At 65.7% G+C, this 20,372-nt stretch carries 21 protein-coding genes; 10 read left to right on the top strand and 11 right to left on the bottom strand.

Annotated features, from left to right (window positions below):
- The first annotated feature begins 3 nt into the window (after positions 1-3).
- A complete protein-coding gene (locus R9J51_RS11640; RefSeq protein ID WP_168554617.1) occupies positions 4-705 on the top strand; it encodes a dienelactone hydrolase family protein in 702 nt (233 codons plus the stop codon).
- 22 nt (positions 706-727) lie between these two features.
- Here R9J51_RS11640 and R9J51_RS11635 read toward each other — a convergent pair whose 3' ends face one another.
- From R9J51_RS11635 to R9J51_RS11625, 3 genes are all read right to left on the bottom strand, one after another.
- Positions 728-1,210: a MerR family transcriptional regulator gene (locus R9J51_RS11635; RefSeq protein WP_179504536.1), complete on the bottom strand. Its 483-nt coding sequence runs from the start codon at positions 1,208-1,210 to the stop codon at positions 728-730.
- A gap of 33 nt (positions 1,211-1,243) precedes the next feature.
- Complete coding sequence (gene hisI / locus R9J51_RS11630) at positions 1,244-1,627, bottom strand: phosphoribosyl-AMP cyclohydrolase (RefSeq protein ID WP_432787404.1); 384 nt, start codon at positions 1,625-1,627, stop codon at positions 1,244-1,246.
- Positions 1,628-2,028: 401 nt separating this feature from the next.
- On the bottom strand, positions 2,029-2,775 hold the full coding sequence (locus tag R9J51_RS11625) for a ComF family protein (protein ID WP_179504535.1): 747 nt from the start codon (positions 2,773-2,775) through the stop codon (positions 2,029-2,031).
- 67 nt (positions 2,776-2,842) lie between these two features.
- Here R9J51_RS11625 and R9J51_RS11620 point away from each other — a divergent pair, with 67 nt between their 5' ends.
- A complete protein-coding gene (locus tag R9J51_RS11620; RefSeq protein ID WP_432787403.1) occupies positions 2,843-3,670 on the top strand; it encodes a methyltransferase domain-containing protein in 828 nt (275 codons plus the stop codon).
- A gap of 133 nt (positions 3,671-3,803) precedes the next feature.
- On the opposite strand, the gene ppdK is transcribed toward R9J51_RS11620, so the two are convergent.
- The 3 genes from ppdK to R9J51_RS11605 form a co-directional block, all read right to left on the bottom strand.
- Positions 3,804-6,470 carry a pyruvate, phosphate dikinase gene (gene ppdK, locus R9J51_RS11615; protein WP_168554615.1) on the bottom strand — a complete coding sequence of 889 codons (2,667 nt, stop codon included), beginning with the start codon at positions 6,468-6,470 and terminating at the stop codon, positions 3,804-3,806.
- A gap of 65 nt (positions 6,471-6,535) precedes the next feature.
- Positions 6,536-8,650 carry a glycine--tRNA ligase subunit beta gene (gene glyS, locus R9J51_RS11610; protein WP_432787402.1) on the bottom strand — a complete coding sequence of 705 codons (2,115 nt, stop codon included), beginning with the start codon at positions 8,648-8,650 and terminating at the stop codon, positions 6,536-6,538.
- Positions 8,647-9,552: a glycine--tRNA ligase subunit alpha gene (locus tag R9J51_RS11605; protein WP_168554613.1), complete on the bottom strand. Its 906-nt coding sequence runs from the start codon at positions 9,550-9,552 to the stop codon at positions 8,647-8,649. Before R9J51_RS11605 ends, glyS begins: the two co-directional genes overlap by 4 nt.
- A 98-nt stretch (positions 9,553-9,650) precedes the next feature.
- Between R9J51_RS11605 and R9J51_RS11600 the strand changes: the two genes are divergently transcribed.
- From R9J51_RS11600 to R9J51_RS11580, 5 genes are all read left to right on the top strand, one after another.
- Entirely contained in the window at positions 9,651-10,580 is a 930-nt protein-coding gene (locus R9J51_RS11600; protein WP_179504533.1) for a TraB/GumN family protein, read from the top strand.
- A gap of 3 nt (positions 10,581-10,583) precedes the next feature.
- On the top strand, positions 10,584-11,465 hold the full coding sequence (locus R9J51_RS11595; protein ID WP_168554611.1) for a TraB/GumN family protein: 882 nt from the start codon (positions 10,584-10,586) through the stop codon (positions 11,463-11,465).
- A 131-nt stretch (positions 11,466-11,596) separates the two neighbouring features.
- On the top strand, positions 11,597-12,208 hold the full coding sequence (locus R9J51_RS11590) for a 50S ribosomal protein L25/general stress protein Ctc (RefSeq protein ID WP_169474223.1): 612 nt from the start codon (positions 11,597-11,599) through the stop codon (positions 12,206-12,208).
- A gap of 117 nt (positions 12,209-12,325) precedes the next feature.
- Positions 12,326-12,895, top strand: coding sequence for an aminoacyl-tRNA hydrolase (gene pth, locus R9J51_RS11585; protein ID WP_179504532.1), 570 nt, complete (start codon positions 12,326-12,328; stop codon positions 12,893-12,895).
- A 212-nt stretch (positions 12,896-13,107) separates the two neighbouring features.
- A complete protein-coding gene (locus tag R9J51_RS11580; RefSeq protein WP_169474221.1) occupies positions 13,108-13,521 on the top strand; it encodes a PEP-CTERM sorting domain-containing protein in 414 nt (137 codons plus the stop codon).
- Between the two features lie 158 nt (positions 13,522-13,679).
- Here the strand turns inward: R9J51_RS11580 and R9J51_RS11575 are convergent, their stop codons facing one another.
- On the bottom strand, positions 13,680-15,254 hold the full coding sequence (locus R9J51_RS11575) for a tetratricopeptide repeat protein (protein WP_179504531.1): 1,575 nt from the start codon (positions 15,252-15,254) through the stop codon (positions 13,680-13,682).
- Positions 15,255-15,425: 171 nt separating this feature from the next.
- On the opposite strand from R9J51_RS11575, the gene ychF reads away from it, so the two are divergent.
- Positions 15,426-16,526: a redox-regulated ATPase YchF gene (ychF, locus tag R9J51_RS11570; protein ID WP_169474219.1), complete on the top strand. Its 1,101-nt coding sequence runs from the start codon at positions 15,426-15,428 to the stop codon at positions 16,524-16,526.
- A 43-nt stretch (positions 16,527-16,569) separates the two neighbouring features.
- Positions 16,570-17,028 carry a MaoC family dehydratase gene (locus tag R9J51_RS11565; RefSeq protein WP_168554605.1) on the top strand — a complete coding sequence of 153 codons (459 nt, stop codon included), beginning with the start codon at positions 16,570-16,572 and terminating at the stop codon, positions 17,026-17,028.
- Between the two features lie 50 nt (positions 17,029-17,078).
- Here the strand turns inward: R9J51_RS11565 and R9J51_RS11560 are convergent, their stop codons facing one another.
- Positions 17,079-17,531 carry a hypothetical protein gene (locus R9J51_RS11560; RefSeq protein WP_179504530.1) on the bottom strand — a complete coding sequence of 151 codons (453 nt, stop codon included), beginning with the start codon at positions 17,529-17,531 and terminating at the stop codon, positions 17,079-17,081.
- A 122-nt stretch (positions 17,532-17,653) separates the two neighbouring features.
- Entirely contained in the window at positions 17,654-18,148 is a 495-nt protein-coding gene (locus R9J51_RS11555; RefSeq protein ID WP_179504529.1) for a hypothetical protein, read from the bottom strand.
- 130 nt (positions 18,149-18,278) lie between these two features.
- Here R9J51_RS11555 and R9J51_RS11550 point away from each other — a divergent pair, with 130 nt between their 5' ends.
- Positions 18,279-19,097, top strand: a complete 819-nt coding sequence (locus tag R9J51_RS11550; protein WP_432787401.1) for an AAA family ATPase — start codon at positions 18,279-18,281, stop codon at positions 19,095-19,097.
- A gap of 121 nt (positions 19,098-19,218) precedes the next feature.
- Here R9J51_RS11550 and R9J51_RS11545 read toward each other — a convergent pair whose 3' ends face one another.
- On the bottom strand, positions 19,219-19,611 hold the full coding sequence (locus R9J51_RS11545; RefSeq protein ID WP_179504527.1) for a hypothetical protein: 393 nt from the start codon (positions 19,609-19,611) through the stop codon (positions 19,219-19,221).
- On the bottom strand, positions 19,608-20,345 hold the full coding sequence (locus R9J51_RS11540; protein ID WP_179504526.1) for a ribonuclease E inhibitor RraB: 738 nt from the start codon (positions 20,343-20,345) through the stop codon (positions 19,608-19,610). Before R9J51_RS11540 ends, R9J51_RS11545 begins: the two co-directional genes overlap by 4 nt.
- Positions 20,346-20,372 lie beyond the last annotated feature (27 nt).

The raw sequence follows: 20,372 nt of genomic DNA, 5'->3' as shown, positions 1-20,372 counted from the left end.
GCCTTGAGCCTTGAACGCATCGACTATGCGCATGGCGACGTGGCGCTGACGGGGTGGCTTGCCCGCCCCGAAGGCACTGCGCGCGGTGCGATCCTGATCCTGCCGACCATCGCCAATTACAACGAAGCGATGGGCCGCCGCGCCCAGATGCTGGCCGACCAGGGCTTTGTCGCCATGGTTGCCGATTTCTATGGCGAGCCGGTGGAAAGTTTCGAAGCCTCGTTCCCGCTGGGCAATGCCCTGCGCGAGAATGTCGATCACTATCGCGCCCGCTTGCAGGCCGGTCTCGATGCCCTGGCCGCCGCCGCGCCGGGCCTCACGCTCTCGGCGATCGGTTATTGCATGGGTGGCCAGGCCGCGCTCGAACTGGCCCGCGAAGGCGCGCCGATCGCGCTGGCAGCCAGTTTCCACGGCATTCTGGCCACCGGTCGCCCGGCAACGGCGGAAACGCCGATCAAGGCGCGCATCCTGGTATGCCATGGCGATGCCGATCCGCTGGTCCCGCGCGAGCAGGTGCTCGATTTCTGGAAGGAAATGGATGCCGCCGGCGGCAACTGGCATTTCCACGCCTATGCCGGGGTCAAGCATGGTTTTACCGATCCCGACAGCGAAGCGCGCGGCAAGGATTTCCTGGGCTACAACGCCAGTGCCGATCGCCAGTCGTGGCTGGCGCTGACCGCCTTGCTCGATGAAGTCTATCCCTGATCGAGTGCAATCGGGCGGCACCTCACGCCGGGGTGTCGCCCACTGCTCCCTCCAGCCCGCGCAACTGGGCAACGAACCCTTCCAGTTCGGCGATAGCGCCGGCAATGTCGGCCTGCTGGCGCACCAGCGCGGCGATGCGGTCCTGGCACTTGGCAATGGTTACCTTGCGCTGTTGCGCGCGGCCATCGCCCAGATCGTAAAGATCGATCATTTCGCGAATATCGGCTAGGCTGAAGCCCACGTTCTTGGCCCGCATGATCCACGCCAGACGCGCCCGGTCGCGGCGCGAATAGATCCGCTGCGTGCCCTGCCGCGTGGGCGAAATCAGCCCCTCATCCTCGTAAAAGCGCAAAGCCCGCGCCGTGACGCCGAATTCGGCAGACAAGTCGGTGATGGAAAACTGATCGCGGGCAAGGGCATCGGGCCGATCGATATGGCCGGCCGGGCCCTGAGCCGGTGTTGGGGCAGATGCAGCGCTGGTCGAATTGGCGGGCACGGTTTCCATGCCCGCCACGATACCGCGCAGCTTACGTAAACGTCAAACTGCAATCCGCTCGAGCGATCCGTCGGCCGCGATGCGGCGATAGAAGCAACTGGTGGCCAGGGTGTGGCAAGCCGGCCCCGCCGCCTCCACCCGCAGTTCTAGCGCGTCTTGGTCACAGTCCACGCGAATCTCCAGCACCTTGAGCACGTGGCCCGAGGTTTCACCCTTCATCCATTGCCGTTGCCGTGAGCGCGACCAGAAGTGCGCCAGGCCGGTTTCGCGCGTGCGCTCGATCGCCTCGCGGTCCATGTGCGCGAGCATCAGCAATTGCCCGGTGCGATGCTCGATCGCCACGGCGGTGACCAGGCCCTGGGAATCGAAGCGCGGCATGAATGCCGTGCCCTGCTCGCGTTGCAGCGAATCGTTATCGACCGACACTGTGGGTAAATCCCTTCTGCAAAAAGCACCCCAACCGCATCCATTGTTGCACGATAACCACATGGCGGGGGCAAAATCGGCGGTATACGCGGCTTCCCCTTCCTTCCGGCGGCGCAATCGTCAAGAAAGAACATGCGGTTTGAGGGAACCGCGAACTGAACCGCCGAAAGGCGGCGCGGCAAGCGCCAAAGTTCAGGGACACGCGAGGGACCGGGTGGCTGGTTCGACCTTCTGACAAGGAAGGCACGGCCGTTCGGAGAGATTGAGTGGCGGGGCTACGGTCAGGGCCGAGAGGGAGCCCCGTCAATCAAAAGGTTTCGTCACGAAACGCCCGGGCCGCAAGGTTCCGGGCGTTTTCGGTTTGATGCCGTTTGCATCGCGCGAAACAGCGCGGGCGCGAATCACCCCTTCCCTTCGACCTCGCGCAGCACGCGGGCAAAGCAGGCGATTTTCACCTTGGCCGCGCCAGCCCGGCGCAACGCGCGCACGCAGGCATCGCTGGTGGCGCCGCTGGTCAGCACATCGTCCACCAGCAAGACTTGCGCGCCCTTGAGCGATGCGCCGTGGCGCGGATGGGGGGCAATGGCGCCCGACAGCGCCTGCGCGCGGGCCTTGGCCCCCAGGCCGCCCAGCGAGGGCGTGCGCTTGCGCCGCACCAGGCCATCGACCACCAGCCGCTGCCCGGTGGCCTGGGCAATCTGCCTGGCCAGCAGCGCCGACTGGTTATAGCCGCGCTGCCACAGCCGCCAGCGGTGCAGCGGCACCGGCACGATCAGCCATTCCCCCTCCAGCACGGGCAGGCGCGCCACCATCAGCCGCGCCATCAGGCCGGCCAGGCCAACCTTGCGCCCATGCTTGAAGCGCAGCACCAGCGTGCGCGTGGCATCGCCATAGAGCGTGGCGGCGGCGATCCCGTCGTGCCGGGGCGGCTGCGCCATGCACGGCGCGCACAGCGCGTCTTCCTGGCCCACCAGGCTGGTTTCCAGCGGGCGCTGGCACAGCTTGCATGCCGGCTCTCCAGGGATTTCCAGATTGGACCAGCACGCCGCGCACAGACCGCCATGGCTTGCCAGCGTTTCGCCGCACAGCGGGCAGCGCGGCGGGAACAGCAGGTCAACGACCGGAGCAAGGAATGCGGGGCGCAGCATCGCCTGCTCTCCATCCCCCAGCGCAAGAGGCTTGGCAAGCGCGCAGCTTGCGGGCAGGCAGCACGCCATGGCTCAATCCGCATCCCCTTCCCAGCCCACGAATCCGGCCCCGCCGGTGATCTTTGCCCCGCAGCGCCGCCTGGCCCAGCGTGCGCGCATGCGCCGCCTGGCCCAGCGGCCCGATGCCGCGCATTTCCTGGCCGACGACATGATCGAGGACATGCTCGATCGCCTGTCGTTCCTGCGCCACTCGCCCAAGACGGCGCTGGTGATCGGCGATGTGCGCGGGGCGCTGGCCACCGCGCTCGTTGCCCAGGGCGTGGCGGTGACACGCGCCGATCCCGCGCCGCTGCCGGGCGAAACCGGCGTGGAGCAGGAAGCCCCCCTGCCCTTTGCTCAAGGCTTTGATCTGATCGCTGTGCTCGGCACGCTCGACACGGTCAACGACCTGCCCGGCGCGCTGGTGCACTTGCGCCGCGCACTCGCGCCCGATGGCCTGGCGATGATGAGCTTTACCGCCGCCGGCAGCCTGCCGGCCTTGCGCGGCGTGATGTTGGCCGCCGATGCCGAGCGGCCCGCGCCACGCGTGCACCCGCAGGTGGACGTGCGCGCCGGCGGGCAACTGCTGCAACGCGCCGGTTTTGCCGATCCGGTGATCGACAGCCGCAGCCTGGCGGTGCGCTATCGCAGCCTCAAGCGGCTGGTGCAGGACTTGCGCGAACAGGGCCTGTCCAACTGCCTTGCCCGCCCCGGCGCCCCGCTGGGCAAGTCCGCGCTGGCCCGCGCGCAGCAAGCCTTTGCCGAAATGGCCGATGCGGATGGCCGCGTGACCGAGACGTTCGAGATCCTGACGCTGAGCGGCTGGGCCAAGCCGCTGCGCGCGCCGAAGTTTTAATCGTTGGATTGCGTAAGGCCTCTCACCACCCCCAACCCCCTCCTCTGAAGAGGAGGGGGCTTTTTTCAGCGGCTTAACTCACCCTCCTCTTTAGAGGAAAGGGTCGGGGGGTGGTGCGAGGCCTAAGCTAACCTCAAGCCTTCAATGCCGCCTGCGCCGCCGCCAGCCGTGCGATCGGCACGCGATAGGGACTGGCGGAGACGTAATCGAGGCCGACCTTTTCGCAGAACGCGATGGAGGCCGGATCGCCGCCATGTTCGCCGCAGATGCCCAGCTTGATATCGGGGCGGGTCTTGCGGCCACGCTCGGCGGCGAGTTCCACCAGCTGGCCCACGCCTTCGATATCCAGGCTGACGAACGGATCGCGCGGGTAGATGCCCTGGTCTACATAGGGATTGAGGAAGCGCGCGGCATCGTCGCGGCTCACGCCCAGGGTGGTCTGCGTCAGGTCGTTGGTGCCGAACGAGAAGAACGTGCCTTCCTCGGCGATTTCCCCGGCCATCAGCGCGGCGCGCGGCAGTTCGATCATCGTGCCGACGAGGTAGTCCAGCGTCTTGCCCTTGTCGGCAAAGACCTGGGCCGCCACGCGATCGACCAGCGCGCGCAGGATCTGCAGTTCCTTCTTCGTCGCCACCAGCGGGATCATGACTTCGGGCACGACCGCTTCGCCAGACTTCGTGGCAACTTCCACCGCCGCCTCGAAAATGGCCTGGGCCTGCATTTCATAGATTTCGGGGAACGTGATGCCCAGGCGGCAGCCGCGATGGCCCAGCATGGGGTTGAATTCGTGCAGTTCCCCGGCGCGGCGCTTCAGGTGGTCGACGCCCAGGCCGGTCACTTCGGCCAGTTCCTCGAACTCTGCATCGCCATGCGGCAGGAATTCGTGCAGCGGCGGATCGAGCAGGCGGATGGTGACCGGCAGGCCCGCCATCACTTCGAAGATCGAGATGAAGTCGGCGCGCTGTTCGGGCAGCAGCTTGGCCAGCGCGGCGCGGCGGCCGGCTTCGTCTTCGGCCAGGATCATCTGGCGCACGGCGGAAATGCGCCCGGCTTCGAAGAACATGTGCTCGGTGCGGCACAGGCCGATGCCTTCGGCACCGAACTGGCGCGCGACCTGGCAATCGAGCGGGGTTTCGGCGTTGGTGCGCACTTTCATGCGGCGGTGCTTGTCGGCCCAGACCATCAGCGTGGCGAAATCGCCAACCAGTTCGGGTTCCACCATCGGCACTTCACCGGCCATGATCTCGCCGGTCGAACCGTCGAGCGTGATCAGGTCGCCTTCGGCCACATCGCGGTTGCCGATGCGCGCCTTGCGCGAGACCATGTCGATCGACAGGCCCGAGGCGCCCGAAACGCAGGGACGGCCCATGCCGCGCGCCACCACGGCGGCGTGGCTGGTCATCCCGCCGCGCGCGGTAAGGATGCCCTTGGCCGCGTGCATGCCGTGAATGTCTTCGGGCGAGGTTTCCACCCGCACCAGGATCACCGCATCGCCGCGTTCGGCGCGCGCCTGGGCGGTATCGGCATCGAACACGATCGCGCCGCTGGCCGCGCCCGGCGACGCCGGCAGGCCCTTGGTCAGCACGTCGCGCGGCGCCTTGGGATCGAGCGTGGGGTGCAGCAACTGGTCAAGCGCCATGGGATCGACGCGGGCGATCGCGGTCGCTTCGTCGATCAGGCCCTCGGCCACCATGTCGACCGCCATCTTGAGCGCGGCCTTGGCGGTGCGCTTGCCCGAGCGGGTCTGCAGCATCCACAGCTTGTTCTTTTCGACCGTGAACTCGATGTCCTGCATGTCCTTGTAGTGCTTTTCCAGCAACTCGAACACGCTCGCCAGCTCGGCATAGGCCTGGGGCATGGCTTCTTCCATCGACAGCGGCTTGGCCCCGGCCCGCTCGCGCGAGAACTTGGTCAGGTACTGCGGGGTGCGGATGCCGGCCACCACGTCTTCGCCCTGGGCGTTGACCAGCCATTCGCCGTAATAGGCCTTTTCGCCGGTCGCCGGATCGCGCGTGAAGGCAACGCCGGTGGCCGAGGTATCGCCCATGTTGCCGAACACCATGGCCTGGACGTTGACCGCCGTGCCCCATTCGGCCGGAATGTCGTTCAGGCGGCGATAGACCTTGGCACGTTCGCTTTCCCAGCTATCGAACACCGCGCCGATCGCGCCCCAGAGCTGCTCGTGCACGTCCTGCGGGAACGGGCGGCCCAGTTCTTCGGAAACGATCGCCTTGTATTCGCCCACCAGCTTGCGCCAGTTGTCCGCGCTCATTTCCACGTCGGCGTAATAGCCGTTGTCTTCCTTGGCGATTTCCAGCGCATCTTCAAAGCGATGGTGGTCCACGCCCAGCACGACGTCGGAATACATCTGGATGAAGCGGCGATAGCTGTCCCAGGCAAAGCGCGCGTCACCCGAATCCGTGGCGAGCCCTTCGACGGTCACGTCGTTGAGGCCCAGGTTGAGCACGGTGTCCATCATGCCGGGCATGGAAACCCGCGCGCCCGAACGCACCGAAACCAGCAGCGGATTGGCCGGATCGCCGAACACGCGGCCGGTGGCGCTTTCGATATGCGCGATCCCGGCGGCAACGCCCGCCTCGATACCGGCATCGAATGTCTTGCCGGCCGTGTTGTATTGCGCGCACACTTCGGTGCTGATCGTGAAGCCCGGCGGCACCGGCAGGCCGATGCCCGCCATCTCGGCGAGGTTCGCCCCCTTGCCCCCGGTGATGGTCTTGTCCTTGGCCCGAGGATCGTCGTTTCGCGCACCACCGCCGAAATGGAATACGTATGCACTCATAATTACAGTCCGTCCCCTGAGCAAAGTTGAGCCATTGCAAGGTCTAGGAAGTGGATCGAGGGCGCTTAGCCCTCGATCCGCGAAAAGTCCGCTACTTTGTGCACCGCAGCACGGAATTGGTCAAGCAGGGCCAAGCGATTGGTCCGTTTTTCCGCATCTGCGTCATTAACCGTAACCGTGTCGAAGAAGGCGTCGATCGGCGCGCGGAGCGAGGCGAGCGCAGCCATCGCGGTGGTAAACGCCTCTTCGCGCACGGCCGCTTCGACCTTGGGCGCGGCTTGGGCCAGCGCCGCCATCAGCGCCGCTTCGGCCGGTTCGGGCGCATAGGGCAAGCCAGGCTGGCCATGCGCGAATTCGGCCGCAATATCCTTGAACAGCGGGTCGTCCACCAGCACCAGCGGGTCTTCCTCGCCCGTGGGCGGCACCACGCCTTCGCCCTTGGCGCCGGCCGTGGCGGTGCCTTCCTTTTTCAGGATATTGGCCGCGCGCTTGTACCCGGCGAGCAGGTTCACGCCGTCCTCGGTGCCGACAAAGGCCTGGAGCGCGGAAACGCGCGCCAGCAGGCGGACGAGATCGCTTTCCCCGCCCAGCGCGAACACCGCATCGATCAGGTCATGCCGCACGCCCGCTTCGCGCTGCTGGACCTTGAGGCGGTCGGCGAAGAAGGCGAGCAGTTCGCCCTCGCCCACGGCAAAGCGCAAGCCGTTCTCGGTGATCAGGCGAATGATGCCGAGCGCCGCACGACGCAGCGCAAAGGGATCCTTCGATCCGGTGGGCTTTTCATCGATCGCAAAGAAGCTGCGCAGCGTATCGAGCTTGTCGGCCAGCGCTACGCAGACCGAAACCGGCGCGGTCGGCACATCGTCGCCCTGTCCCACCGGCTTGTAGTGATCGCGGATGGCGTCAGCCACGGCATCGGGCAAGCCTTCGGCGCGGGCGTAATAGCCGCCCATCAGGCCCTGCAGTTCGGGGAACTCGCCGACCATGTCGGTGACGAGATCGGCCTTGCACAGCTCTGCCACCTGGCGCGCCAGCACCGGATCGGCGCCGGGCACCACGCCTTCGCGGGCGAGCCATTCGGCCAGGTCGGCCACGCGGGCAACCTTGTCGGCCACGGTGCCGAGCTTTTCGTGGAAAGTGATGCGCGCCAGCTTCTTGGCCTGGGTGGCCAAGGGCACTTTCTTGTCCTGCTCCCAGAAAAAGCGGGCGTCGGACAGACGCGCGGCCAGAACCTTGCGGTTGCCCGCCACGATCGCCGCGCCGCCATCGGTGGCAGCGATGTTGGCCGTGCAGACAAAGGCATTGGCCAGGTTGCCGGCGGCATCGCGGCAGATGAAATACTTCTGGTTCACCCGCGCGGTCAGCTGGATCACTTCGGGCGGCACTTCCAGGAAAGCCTCGTCAAAGCGGCCAAGCAGCGGCTGAGGCCATTCGGTAAGGCCGGCATTTTCCACCACCAGGCCTTCGTCGTCCACCAGCACGAGGCCGGCTTCCTGCGCCGCGGCACGCGCCTTGTCGCGCACGATCGCTTCACGCTCGGCATGGTCGACGATCACGAAAGCGTCGCGCAGCTTGGCGGCGTAATCGCCGGCGCCCGTAATGGTCACGTCGCCACTGTGGTGGAAACGGTGGCCGCGCGTGACCGTGCCGGAGCGCACCCCGCCCACTTCGAGATCGATGGCCTCGTCGCCCAGGATGGCGATGATGCCGGACAGCGGGCGAACCCAGCGCAAGCTTTCCGGGCTGACCGACGCGGCACCCCAGCGCTGCGACTTGGGCCAGGGGAACGCGCGGACAATCGCCGGGATCGCTTCGGCGAGCACGTCCTTGGTCGCGCGGCCGGGCTTTTCAGTCACCGCGAACAGCACGCCGTCACGCTCGGTCAGTTGCTCGCGCGTCAAGCCGGTCTTGCGCAGGAAGCCTTCGAGCGCCTGCGGCGGGGCCGAGGCGCGCGGACCTTTGACTTCCTCGCGCAACGCCTGCGTTGCCAGCGGCAGGTCACGCGCGATCAGCGCCAGGCGGCGCGGGGTGGACCACACCGTGATCGCGCCGGCCTTCAGTCCGGCAGCGGCCAGTTCCTTGACGAACAGCTTTTCCAGATCGGCGCGCGCGCCGGCCTGCATCCGCGCGGGGATTTCTTCGCTGCGCAGTTCGAGCAGGAAATCGGCGGTCATGCTCATGCGCTCCACCCCGGGAATTTCTGCGCCCATTCGTCCTTGTACTTGTCCATGTAGGCTTCGCACGAGCCGCGCGCGAGATCGCGCACTTTGCCCATGTAGCTGGCGCGTTCCTGCACCGAGATCACGCCGCGCGCCTGCAACAGGTTGAACACGTGGCTGGCCTCGATCGCCTGTTCATAGGCCGGGATCGGCAGCTTGGCCTCAAGGCAATTCTGGCATTCGGCCACGGCCTTGTTGAACAGGTCGAACAGCGCGTCGGTGTTGGCGATCTCGAAGTTCCACTTCGACATCTGGCGTTCGTTTTCCAGGAATACCTGGCCATAGGTCACGCCCTGGCTGTTATAAGCCAGGTCATAGACGTTATCGACGCCCTGGATGTACATCGCCAGGCGTTCGAGGCCATACGTCAGCTCGCCCGCCACCGGCTTGCAATCGAACCCGCCCATCTGCTGGAAATAGGTGAACTGGGTCACTTCCATCCCGTCGCACCACACTTCCCAGCCCAGGCCCCAGGCGCCCAGCGTGGGCGATTCCCAGTCGTCTTCCACAAAGCGGATGTCGTGTTGCAGCGGGTCCACCCCGATGGCGCGCAGGCTGTCGAGATAGAGGTCCTGCATGGCCTCCGGGCTCGGCTTCATGATCACCTGGTATTGGTAATAGTGCTGAAGCCGGTTGGGATTTTCGCCATAGCGGCCGTCGGTCGGCCGGCGGCTGGGCTGCACATAGGCTGCGTTCCACGGTTCCGGACCCAGCGAACGCAGCGTGGTGGCAGGGTGAAACGTGCCCGCGCCCACGCGCATGTCATAGGGTTGCAGGACAAGGCAGCCCTTCTCGCTCCAATAGGCGTGGAGGCGCAGGATCATGTCCTGCAGGCTGAGCGGCTTTGGTGCAGTGTCGGCCATGGTGTGCCGCCCATGGCCGATGGCGGGCTGCAAATCAACCGCAAGCAGACGCGAGATGGGGACTTCCCATGGCAGCCTGCGCTGTGCATGGGACAAGCATGCGCCGTTTTCCCAAGCCCCTTCCCAGCCTGATCTCCGCCTGCGCCGTGTTCGCGCTATTGTGGCAGCCGCTGCCGGCCAAGGCCCAGATCGTGCCGTCGCTGCCCGCCGCCGATACGCCGCCGCCATCGCGCCCAGCGCTGTGGAAAGTGTCCGATGCCGATACCACCATCTGGCTGTTCGGCACGATCCATGTGCTGCCCAAGGGCGGCGCGCCATGGCTGGTGGGGCCCGTCGCGCAAGCGCTGCAAGGGTCAGACACGCTCGTTACCGAAATTGCGCAGGCCGACACGCAGGCCTCGGCAGAGCATGGGGCGAGCCTTTCCCCCGGTATGCTGCCGGCCGGTCAGACCCTGCCCGCGCTGTTGGGGCCGGAACGCGCCGGCAGGCTTGCCGCCACGCTGACCGCCTCGGGCGTTCCGGCTGCACAGTTCGATGCCTACAAGCCATGGATGGCGGCCACCGCGCTATCCCTGCTGCCGCTGATCCAGCGCGGCTATCTGACCTCGCAAGGCGTGGAAGCAACATTGGAAAACGCCCACCCGCAAAAGCAGGAGGCGCTCGAAACCGTGGCGTTCCAGCTTGGCCTGCTCGATGGCCTGCCTCAGGACGCGCAAATCGCCTGGCTCGACACGGTGATCGCCCAGTACGATACCATCGGCATGCAGATCGCCCAGATGGTCAATGCCTGGCGCGCGGGTGATCCCGACGAACTGGGCCGCTTGATGACCGCAGACATGCAGGATGATCCGCGCCTGGTCGAAACCTTGCTCACCCGCCGCAACGCCACCTGGGCCAAATGGATCGTGCAACGCCTTAAAACGCCGGGCACGGTGTTCGTGGCAGTGGGCGCCGGGCACCTTGCCGGCAAGGGCAGCGTGCAGGACGATCTGGCCAAGGACGGCATTGCCGTCACCCGGGTGCAATAGGCCATGCGCTGGAAAAACGTCCTTGCCGCCGCGTTCGCCCTGCTCGCCGCCGCCTGTCACAAGCCTGCGCCGCAAGCGCCGCCGGCCAAAGTGGCGCTGTGGGAAATCGCCGATACCAGCGGCACGCGCGGCTGGATCTTCGGCACAGTGCATGCCCTGCCCGCCGGGCTGCAATGGCGCCGGCCGGCGATCGACCACGCGCTGGCCAATGCCGACCGTCTCGTGCTGGAAATCGCGCAACCGCTCGATGGCAATGTCGCCGGCGTCGCCCTGGCACGCCTGGCCTACACCCCCGGCCTGCCGCCCCCGTCGCAACGGGTGGCAATGAAGTATCGCGCGGCGCTGGCCAAGGTCTACAAAGATCTCAACCTCACCGACGCGCAGTTCCAGAACGAGGAAACCTGGGCCGTAGCCCTGCAGATCGCCTCGATCGGCGGGGAAAAGCAGGGCATGGACCCGGCCAGCGGGGTGGAGCCGCAATTGCGCAAGCTGATCGGCGGCAAGCCCGTGCAGGGCCTGGAAACGCTGGACGGGCAATTCGGCATTTTCGATACCTTGCCGCCATACGCGCAGCAGACCCTGCTGGAACAAGTTGCCGTGGAGGCGGCCGACGACAGCGACGACGATGCCGACATGGTGCGCCTGTGGCTGCGCGGCGATGACCTGGGCATTGCCCGCGAAAGCCAGAAAGGCTTCCTGTCCGATCCCACGCTGCACCAGGCGCTGCTGACGGCGCGCAATGCGGCCTGGGCGGCGCAGATCGATGCGATGCTGAAAGATGGCGCCGCACCGTTCATCGCCGTTGGCGCGGCGCATGTGGCGGGCAGCGATGGCCTGCCTGCCCTGCTCAAGGCGCGCGGCTGGCTGGTGCGCCGGGTGGAATAGCGCCTGATCAAGCACTGGCGCGCTTGCATTTTCGCGGCAATCGGCTATGGGCCGCCGCTTCCCCGTCATGGTCATCCCTGGAGGCGTGGCGGAAGGAATGCACAACAGATTTATTTCGGAAGGTAATTCACATGAGCGAGACGCTGACTCTGTCGGCTGAGCTGCGCGAACGGGCTGGCAAGGGAGCCTCCCGTGTTCTGCGTCGCGAAGGCCGCACCCCCGCCGTGATCTATGGCGGCAACCAGGAACCGGTTGCCATCCACATCGAGGAAAAGGCGCTGGCCAAGGCCCTGGGCACCGGCCACTTCTTCAACTCGATCGTCGAGCTGACCATCGGCGGCCAGACCGTCCGCACCCTGCCCAAGGACGTGGCCTTCCACGCCGTGAGCGACCGTCCGCAGCACGCCGACTTCCTGCGCGTGGCCGCCAACGCCGAAGTGCACGTGAACGTGCCCGTGGTGTTCCAGAATGAAGAAAAGGCCCCCGGCATCAAGGCTGGTGGCGTGCTCAACATCGTGCGCCACGAACTCGAACTGGTGTGCGAAGCCAACAAGATCCCCGATGACATCATCGTCGATCTTTCCGGTCTGGAAGTGGGCGACTCGGTGCATATCAGCGCTGTGAACCTGCCCGCCGGCGCCCGCTCGGCCATTACCGACCGCGACTTCACCATTGCCACGATCGCCACCCCCACGGTGCTGACCGAGGAAGAAGAAGCCGGCGAAGCCACCACGGAAGGTTGATCCTTCCGGGCCTGCGCAGCGCAAAAAGCTGTGCAGGCCGGCAAGCTATCGGGAACCCCTTCTGCCGCGCAGGAGGGGTTTCTTTTTGGAGCCGCGCGACGGCAAGGAGCATCTGCCATGCAAGTCTGGGTTGGCCTGGGCAATCCCGGCCCGCAATACGCGCTGCACCGCCACAACGTGGGCTTCATGGCGCTCGACACCATTGCCGAAGTGCATGGCTTTGGCCCGGTGCAGAAGAAATTCCAGGGCTGGGTGCAGGAAGGCCGCATCGGTGGCGACAAGGTGATCCTGCTCAAGCCCGCAACGTTCATGAACGAAAGCGGCCGTGCCGTGGGCGAAGCGCTGCGCTTCTACAAGCTGGGGACCGACGCGCTCACCGTGTTCCACGACGAGTTGGACCTGGCCCCGTTCAAGGTGAAAGTGAAGCAAGGCGGCGGCCATGCCGGCCACAACGGCTTGCGATCGATCGACCAGCATTGCGGCGCCGATTTCCGCCGCATTCGCCTGGGCATCGGCCATCCCGGCCACAAGGATCGCGTCACCGGCTATGTACTCAGCCCCTTCGCCAAGGCCGAGCAGGACGACCTGGTCACCATGCTGGGCGCCGTGGCGGCAGAGGCGGACCGCCTGGCACGCGGCGAAGACACCCGTTTCATGAACGACGTGGCGCTGCGCCAGCAGGATTGACCCCATCGGCGCGGACTGCAACGAAACGAAAAGGTTAACGCCGATCCGCGTACAAACCGTCGGAAACGCTTACAACAGCCATACCCCTGAAGCACCATTAACTATCGAAAATGGCGGAAATCCGCAATTGGCACCGGATTTGCTTTTATTCCCGTCAACCAAGACGGAATTCTCGAATTCGCCACTTTACCGGATTTGACAGGGGACAGACCATGAAGCGCTCGATTGCCATTCTCGCCGCCGCGATGACCACCACCATTGCTGCCGCACCGGCCCATGCCACCTTCTTCCACACGCACTACTGCAACTGCGGCCACTCGTCCGGTGCGGCCATGTGCGGCAGCACGTCGTCCACCTCGTCCTCGACTTCGTCGACCTCGGGCGGCAGCACCACGTCTTCGACCACGTCGTCCACCTCGGGCGGTTCGACCACCTCGTCCTCGACTTCGGGTGGCAGCACCACGTCTTCGACCACTTCGGGCGGCTCGACCACCTCTTCGACGACCTCGGGCGGCAGCACCACTTCCTCGTCGACCGGCGGCACCGACGTGCCGGAACCGGGCATGCTCGGCCTGATGGGTGCGGGCCTGGCCGGCCTGGCCTTCGTGCGCCGCCGTCGCCGCTGATCCACGCCGGCGCATAGCGGGGGATACCGGCACAGGGACGGGTTTGCGCATACGGCGCGGCCCGGCTGGCCCCCGCAACCGCCTCAGCGTTGTTTCTCCGCACGCCGTCCAAGCCTGGCTTGGGCGGCGTGTTGCGTTGAAAATGGCCCAGCGCGGTGTCAGCGTGCCTGGGCGCGGGCCAGATCGGCGCGGAACAGGCGGTTGGCGGGCTCGGCCTCTGCGGCGCGGGCGAGCAGCCGGCGCGCCGCATCCAGGTCTTGCCCGGCATTGAGCCGCGCGAGACCAGCCATGTGCACCATGTCGGGATCGCGCGGCGCGATCAGCAGGGCGCGGTCGGCATAGGCAATCGCCTCGTGGTGGCGCCCGGCGTTGCTGCACGCCACGGCCAGGCGCTTTAGCACTTCGGCATCGCTGCCATCGGCCAGCAGCGCCGTATAAGCCTCGATCGCCGCGGCCCAATCGCGCCGGCCCATGGCCGCCTGCCCTTCTCCGGCCAGGCGCTGGTCCTGCTGCCACTGGGCAGAGCGGATGCGTCCCGCCAGGGCATCGGCAGCCGGATCGCCCGCCGCCCGCGCCGCACGCAGCGCCAGGTCCAGTTCGCGCGGGCCGGCCAGCAGCGAATCCGACAGCGGCCGGATCGTGCGCAAGGCCGTGGCGGGATCGCCGGTGGCCAATTGCGCTTCGGCCAGCATCATGCGCGAATAGGGGTTCTGCGGCGAAAGCAGCAGGGCGCGGGCAAAGATCACCCGCGCCTGCTCGGGATGGCCCAGGCGCAACAACGCCTCGGCATACGTGAGGCCATTGGGCGTGCGCGGATCGAGATCGATCTCGTGCGGGGCCAGCAATTGGCGCACCTTTTCCCAATCGCCTTTCTCGCTGGCGAACTGCACTTGCAGGTCGAGCACGCGGCCATCGCCCGGCGCCAGCTTGGCGGCGCGGGTGATCAGGCCGATGGCCCGGTCCAACTGGCCCTGCATGTCGGCCAGGTTGGCTCGCTCGATCAACGGTTCCACACGGGTGGGATAGCCGGCGATCGCCCGGTCATAGGCCGCGGCCGCCTGGTCAAGCTGCCCCTGCTTGGCCCGCAGCGCGCCTTCCACCATCGCGGTATCGAGGCCCTTGGGATCGCCGCGCTGCATCACCGCCAGCGCCGCTTGCGCGCCGGCATAGTCTTCGGCCGTGATCAGGAATCGGGCATAATCGCGCGCCAGCGCCACGTTATCGCCAGCGGCAAGGCCCTGGCGGAAGGCGGCCAGTGCATCGGCATTGTTGCCCAGCGCCTGCTGCGCGGCGGCGCGCAGGCGCCAGGCATCGGCATCGCCATCCTGCCCGAGCAGCGACAACGCCTGGCGCGGTAGCCCGCGCAGCAGCGCCGCTTCGGCCTTCATGCGATTGACCGTGGCCCCTCCACCGCCGGCTTCGTCCAGCCGCACCAAGGTGGCCTGGGCGCCATCGCCATCACCCAATTGCAACTGCGCGCGCGCCAGCAGGCGCAGTAGGGCCTGGGCATCGCCCGGCGCCAGCTTGCCCGAATCGAGCCCAGAATCGAGCGCAGCCAGCGCCTCCATCCGTGCCGCCACGAAATCCTGCGCGGCAAAGGCCGTGCGCGCGCGGGCGGCATGGGCTGACGGATCATCGCCACAGCCGGCCAGCGCCAGCCCCGCGCCCGCCACCAGGGCGAGCGCCAACCCACGAGAGGAACGCGAAAGGGAAGACCAGGCAGGGCGCTTCATGCCGCCTGCCATGCCAGCAAGGGTTGAAACTTCGATGAAGATTGTCGCCACCCCACGCAAAACCCCGTGCCCTGCCACCCGTGCCCCCTTGACCTTGCGCGTGCAAGCCACCATCGCCAGCCGCAATATGCGGCCCCGCATCGGCTTGGGGCCATAGCCAAGGACACGAAGATGGGTTTTCGTTGCGGGATCGTCGGCCTTCCCAATGTCGGCAAGTCGACGCTGTTCAACGCGCTGACCGAGACGCAGGCCGCCCAGGCCGCCAACTATCCGTTCTGCACCATCGAACCCAACGTGGGCAACGTGGGCGTGCCCGATGCCCGGCTCGATACCCTGGCCAAGATCGCCGGCAGCCAGAAGATCATCCCCACCCAGCTTGGCTTTGTCGACATTGCCGGCCTGGTGCGCGGCGCATCCAAGGGCGAAGGCCTGGGCAACCAGTTCCTGGGCAACATCCGCGAGGTGGATGCGATCATCCACGTCCTGCGCTGCTTTGAAAACGACGATATCCAGCACGTGGACAACCGCGTCGATCCGCTGTCGGATGCCGACACGGTGGAAACCGAACTGATGCTGGCCGATCTCGACAGCCTGGAAAAGCGCGTGCCCGCCGCCGCCAAGAAGGCGACCAGCGGCGACAAGGAAGCCAAGGCCATGGCCTCGGTCCTGGGCCAGGCGCTGGAACTGCTGCGCGAAGGCAAGCCCGCCCGGCTGACCCAGCCCAAGGACGACGAGGAAGAGCGCCTGTTCCGCCAGGCCCAGCTGCTCACCGCCAAGCCGGTGCTCTATGTCTGCAACGTGGAAGAGGAAAGCGCGGCCAGCGGCAACGCCCATTCGGCTCGCGTGTTCGAAAAGGCCAAGGCGGAAGGCGCCGAAGCCGTGGTGGTTTCCGCCGCGATCGAGGCAGACCTGATCGGCATGGACACCGAAGAGCGCCTGGCGTTCCTGGAAGAACTGGGCCTGCACGAAACCGGGCTCAACCGCGTGATCCGCGCCGGGTACGATCTCTTGCACCTGCTCACCTTCTTCACCGTGGGCCCCAAGGAAGCCCGCGCCTGGACCGTGCACCAGGGCGCCAAGGCCCCCGAAGCGGCAGGCGAAATCCACTCCGACATGCAGCGCGGCTTCATCCGTGCCGAAACCATCGCCTATGACGATTTCGTCGGCCTGGGCGGCGAAGCGGCCGCGCGCGACGCAGGCAAACTGCGCCAGGAAGGCAAGGAATACGTCGTCAAGGACGGCGACGTGATGCACTTCAAGTTCAACGTCTGAGTGCACGGTTGACGTAAGCGTAAGGCAGGTGCACCCTGCCACCATGCGATACTATGAAGATCTGGAGGTTGGCGCCGTTGCCCGGTTCGGGCAGCGTGTCGTCACGCGCGAGGAAGTGGTCGAATTTGCGGGCAAATACGATCCGCAGCCGTTCCACCTGTCTGACGAAGCGGCCGCGGCCACCCATTTCGGGCGGCTTTCGGCGAGCGGCTGGCACACTTGCGCCATGACCATGGCAATGATCGTGGAAGAGCAGGAGCGCGCCGGCCACCAGGGCCTGGGTTCGCCCGGCATCGACGAACTGCGCTGGCGCCATCCGGTCTATCCCGGCGACACACTTCGGGTGGAAACCGAAATCCTGGGCAAGCGCCGCAGCCAGTCGCGCCCCGAGATGGGCCTGTTTCGCGCCGCCACCCGCGTGCTCAACCAAGACGATGTCGTGGTTCTGACCATGGTGAGCAACGCGATGGTTTCAACGCGCGATCCCACTGCCACCGATTGACCGGCGAAAAAAGGGCGCGCGTGCCGATGCAACGCGCGCCCTGGCAATGATTACATGTGCTGTGCCGAAGTCTGGTCGGCGGTCACCGGGCGATGCAGCGTGTTCTGCCGCTTGGCCGCATGGTGACGGGCATGGTGCTTCTTCGCCTTCTTGGGGTGGGTCTTCGCCCACTTCCAGCGTTCGAGCGAACGCAGGCGCGTTTCCAGAGAGTCCGCACGGGTGCCGGCCGATTGCGCCGCCATCGAGGCGGCCTGCGCGGCCGAACCGGCGCCTTGTGCGGCAGCCATCGCATTGTTGGCCGAACCCTGGGCCTGCGCCGCAGCCTGTGCCGCAGTGTCGGCAGAGCCCTGTGCCCGCTGTGCGGCCGTAACCCCTTCGTCGGCTCGCGCCTGTGCCTGATCAGCAGCCGCTTGCGCGCGCTTAACCGATCCGGTGGTTGCGCACCCTGCCAGCGCCATTGGCAAAAGTGCTGAAAGCAACACGATGTGGCGACCCTTGTTCATAGGCATTTCCCTTAGTCGTTGGCGCCCCCGCGCGATGGAAGACGCACAAGGCGGCAAAGGGGAACCACGGGAAATGCCCAAACGCGCCAGATTGGTGTTTTTGCGCGATATGGTGACGAAACCTACATCGGCTTGCACTGCACATTGCCCTTGGCGTTGTAGACCGGGCGATTATCGGCATCGGTAATGATCAATTGCCCGGTAAAGCTGTCGATCACGCCCATCGTCTTGCCCTTGCCATCATCGATCCGCGTCAGCGTGAGCGCCCATTCGCGCCCGGTGTAGTGCGACCAGCCATGCTGGGGCAGCTTCGCGCTGCCCTTGTCAGCCGCCAGGATAACCGGCGCGCCGTCCAGCTTGATGATGCCCCGGTCCTCCTGCGCCAGCAGCACGGCACCCATCCCGCCATTGTCAGGTACGAAGTTGCATCCCGATCCGGTCAGCTTGCCTTTGGTGATATCGAAGAAGTCGATCACTTGCGGGCTGATCTCGCGCGCCGGCGCCCGCTCCTTCTGCGCCGCCTCCACCTGGGCAATCGCGGCCGCGTCGCTCTCTTGCGGCGCCTTGTGGCAGGCGGTCAGGGCGGCCAGGGGCAGAAGGATCGCAATGTGCCGCATGAACTCTCTCTCCTTTTCGCAGGCAAGCCCCTCGATAATCTCACAAGCACCAGCAACCAAGCAGATCCTCACCCGCTGCACGGAAGGTGGATGTTGGCGCGGTTTTCCTGTCGGTTAACGCCTTCTGTCCTTGCCTGCGCTTCCGCGCATTCCTTATGCCTTGCTCGCCTGTTGGAAGAGAACCGCGATGAGCCGTAGATCCCGCACCATCCGATTGCCGCCCCCATTCCTGAAGCGCGCCTGGCTGCCCACCATTTCCCAAGACGCCGAATTGGACTGGAATGCCTATCCCCTGTCGTTGCCCATCGTCCAGAACGAGGGCCTCGACCTGACATTCGGAAAGGCAATCACAATCATTGTCGGCGAAAACGGCTCGGGCAAGTCCACCATTCTGGAGGCGTTGGCCACCATGGCCGGCTTTAGCGAAAGCGGTGGCGCAGCGGGCATGCGTGCCGTTGCCCCCTCGGTCGCTTCGGGCGAAGACGGAGCGCGCCTGGGCGAGCTGCTCAAGGCAGCATGGCTGCCCCAGGTCAAGCATGGCTGGTTTTTCCGCGCCGAGAGCTTCTTTTCCGTGGCCCGCTATCTCGATGAGATGGGATCCCTGCGCGCCGGCTATCTGCGCGCGTCGCACGGCGAAGGCTTCTTCAGCTTCTTCGAAGAGCGCCTTACCGAACCGGGTCTTTTCATTCTCGACGAACCGGAATCGGCCCTGTCACCGGCCAAGCAGTTCGAGTTCCTCAAGCTGCTGCGCCAACTTCAGCGCGCCGGCACCTGCCAGATCATCATGGCCACACACTCACCCATCCTGATGGCCCTGCCAGATGCCGATCTCTGGCAACTCGACGAATTCGGCTTTCGACCCACCGCCATCGAACAGACCGCGCACTTCAAGCTCTATCGGGAATTCGTGCTCTATCCACACGAAACCGTCGAAACGATGATCGACTGACTCAGCCGAGAGCATCTTCCGGTGGGGTAGTCTGATGCCACTTCCGCCCGAACAGCTTCTGAATACGCTGTGGGCCAGCTTGGCATTGGCCAGCCCGTAAACGGCACGCACACACCCTACGCTACAGGCAGCCCGTGTCGCCATACAGGGCGAAGATCCGCTCAACTGCCTGATTCTTGGCAGCTTTCCAATCCACGCGGACCTGACTCCCGCAGACAAAACCGCGAACTTTGGCCTGCGCGCTACCGGTGGTGGGCAACGCTCCTCCGTCCGGACGGACCAAGATCAATCCTTGTTGCTCAAGATATGCCGCCAGCGCGCGAGCGGAAGAGCCCTTGGGGAAACGAGCATCGAGCCTTTGCTGGATCATCGCGCTGCCTTGTTGAAAGGTGCTGCCTTCAACCCCGGCAAACAGCGGCGTTGCGGGCAACCCTTGCTGCTTACATCCAACCGTGCCGGCAAGGAGAAAGGCGGCAAGCCCGATCTTGCCCCATGCGTGATGGTACTGTTTCATTTCGCGCTCGCCGAGATGACTTCTGTTTCCCAGCCGTCATACTCGACATCGTTCTGGCCGGCTGCGTCAACGATTGCCGGGGTGACCGCCTGAAAGCTGGAGAGATCGACCGGCATGGTGCGGGAAAGGACAATGCCGGAGCGGCCATCCAGCCATCGCTTTACCGAAAAGCCGAGCGGCCCGAGCCGGCCGGCGGTGGCTTTGAGCGCCTCTGGGCTGCCATAGAACCAGAAATCGGTACTTCGCGGTGCATGGCCGTCATCCCCCTGCTTCTCAAGGGACGCGATCACGTCTGCATCGGCGTTGAATTGATGCTCGACCTCGGTGGGCGTGACGAGCTGGATCAGGGCGGCGCGATCCGAAACCGCCGAGATTCCGCAAGTATAGCCTTCTACCGGAAACGCAGCGAGAACGGGGGCAAGGTCGATGGGGCTTCTGTGCACGAGGATCATTCGGCGCTCGCCCTGCCCAGTCACGCTTGCCACACGAATCCCCCCAACGGCACGCAACGCAGGCTCCTCATCAAGCCTGTCTTCCAGCGGATAAAGGCGGTCGGTACCCTTTGGCATCCCTTGTCCGTTTACCGCATCAGGATCAGCACGGCACCGGACCAGGGTGACGATGCCGTTTTGCAACAACGTTTCTGTGCTTTCGTCGCGCTGTCGCGCCATCACCACAAGAGGACGACCATCTTCTGCTGTCCGTGTGTAAAGTTCCCACTTTTCCGGCGCCACGCTGACAACCTTCTACATCGCGGCCTG

This window comes from Novosphingobium rhizosphaerae (assembly GCF_050920675.1).
Taxonomy (GTDB): Bacteria; Pseudomonadota; Alphaproteobacteria; order Sphingomonadales; family Sphingomonadaceae; genus Novosphingobium; species Novosphingobium rhizosphaerae.
This window is presented reverse-complemented; position numbering and strand designations above follow the sequence as displayed.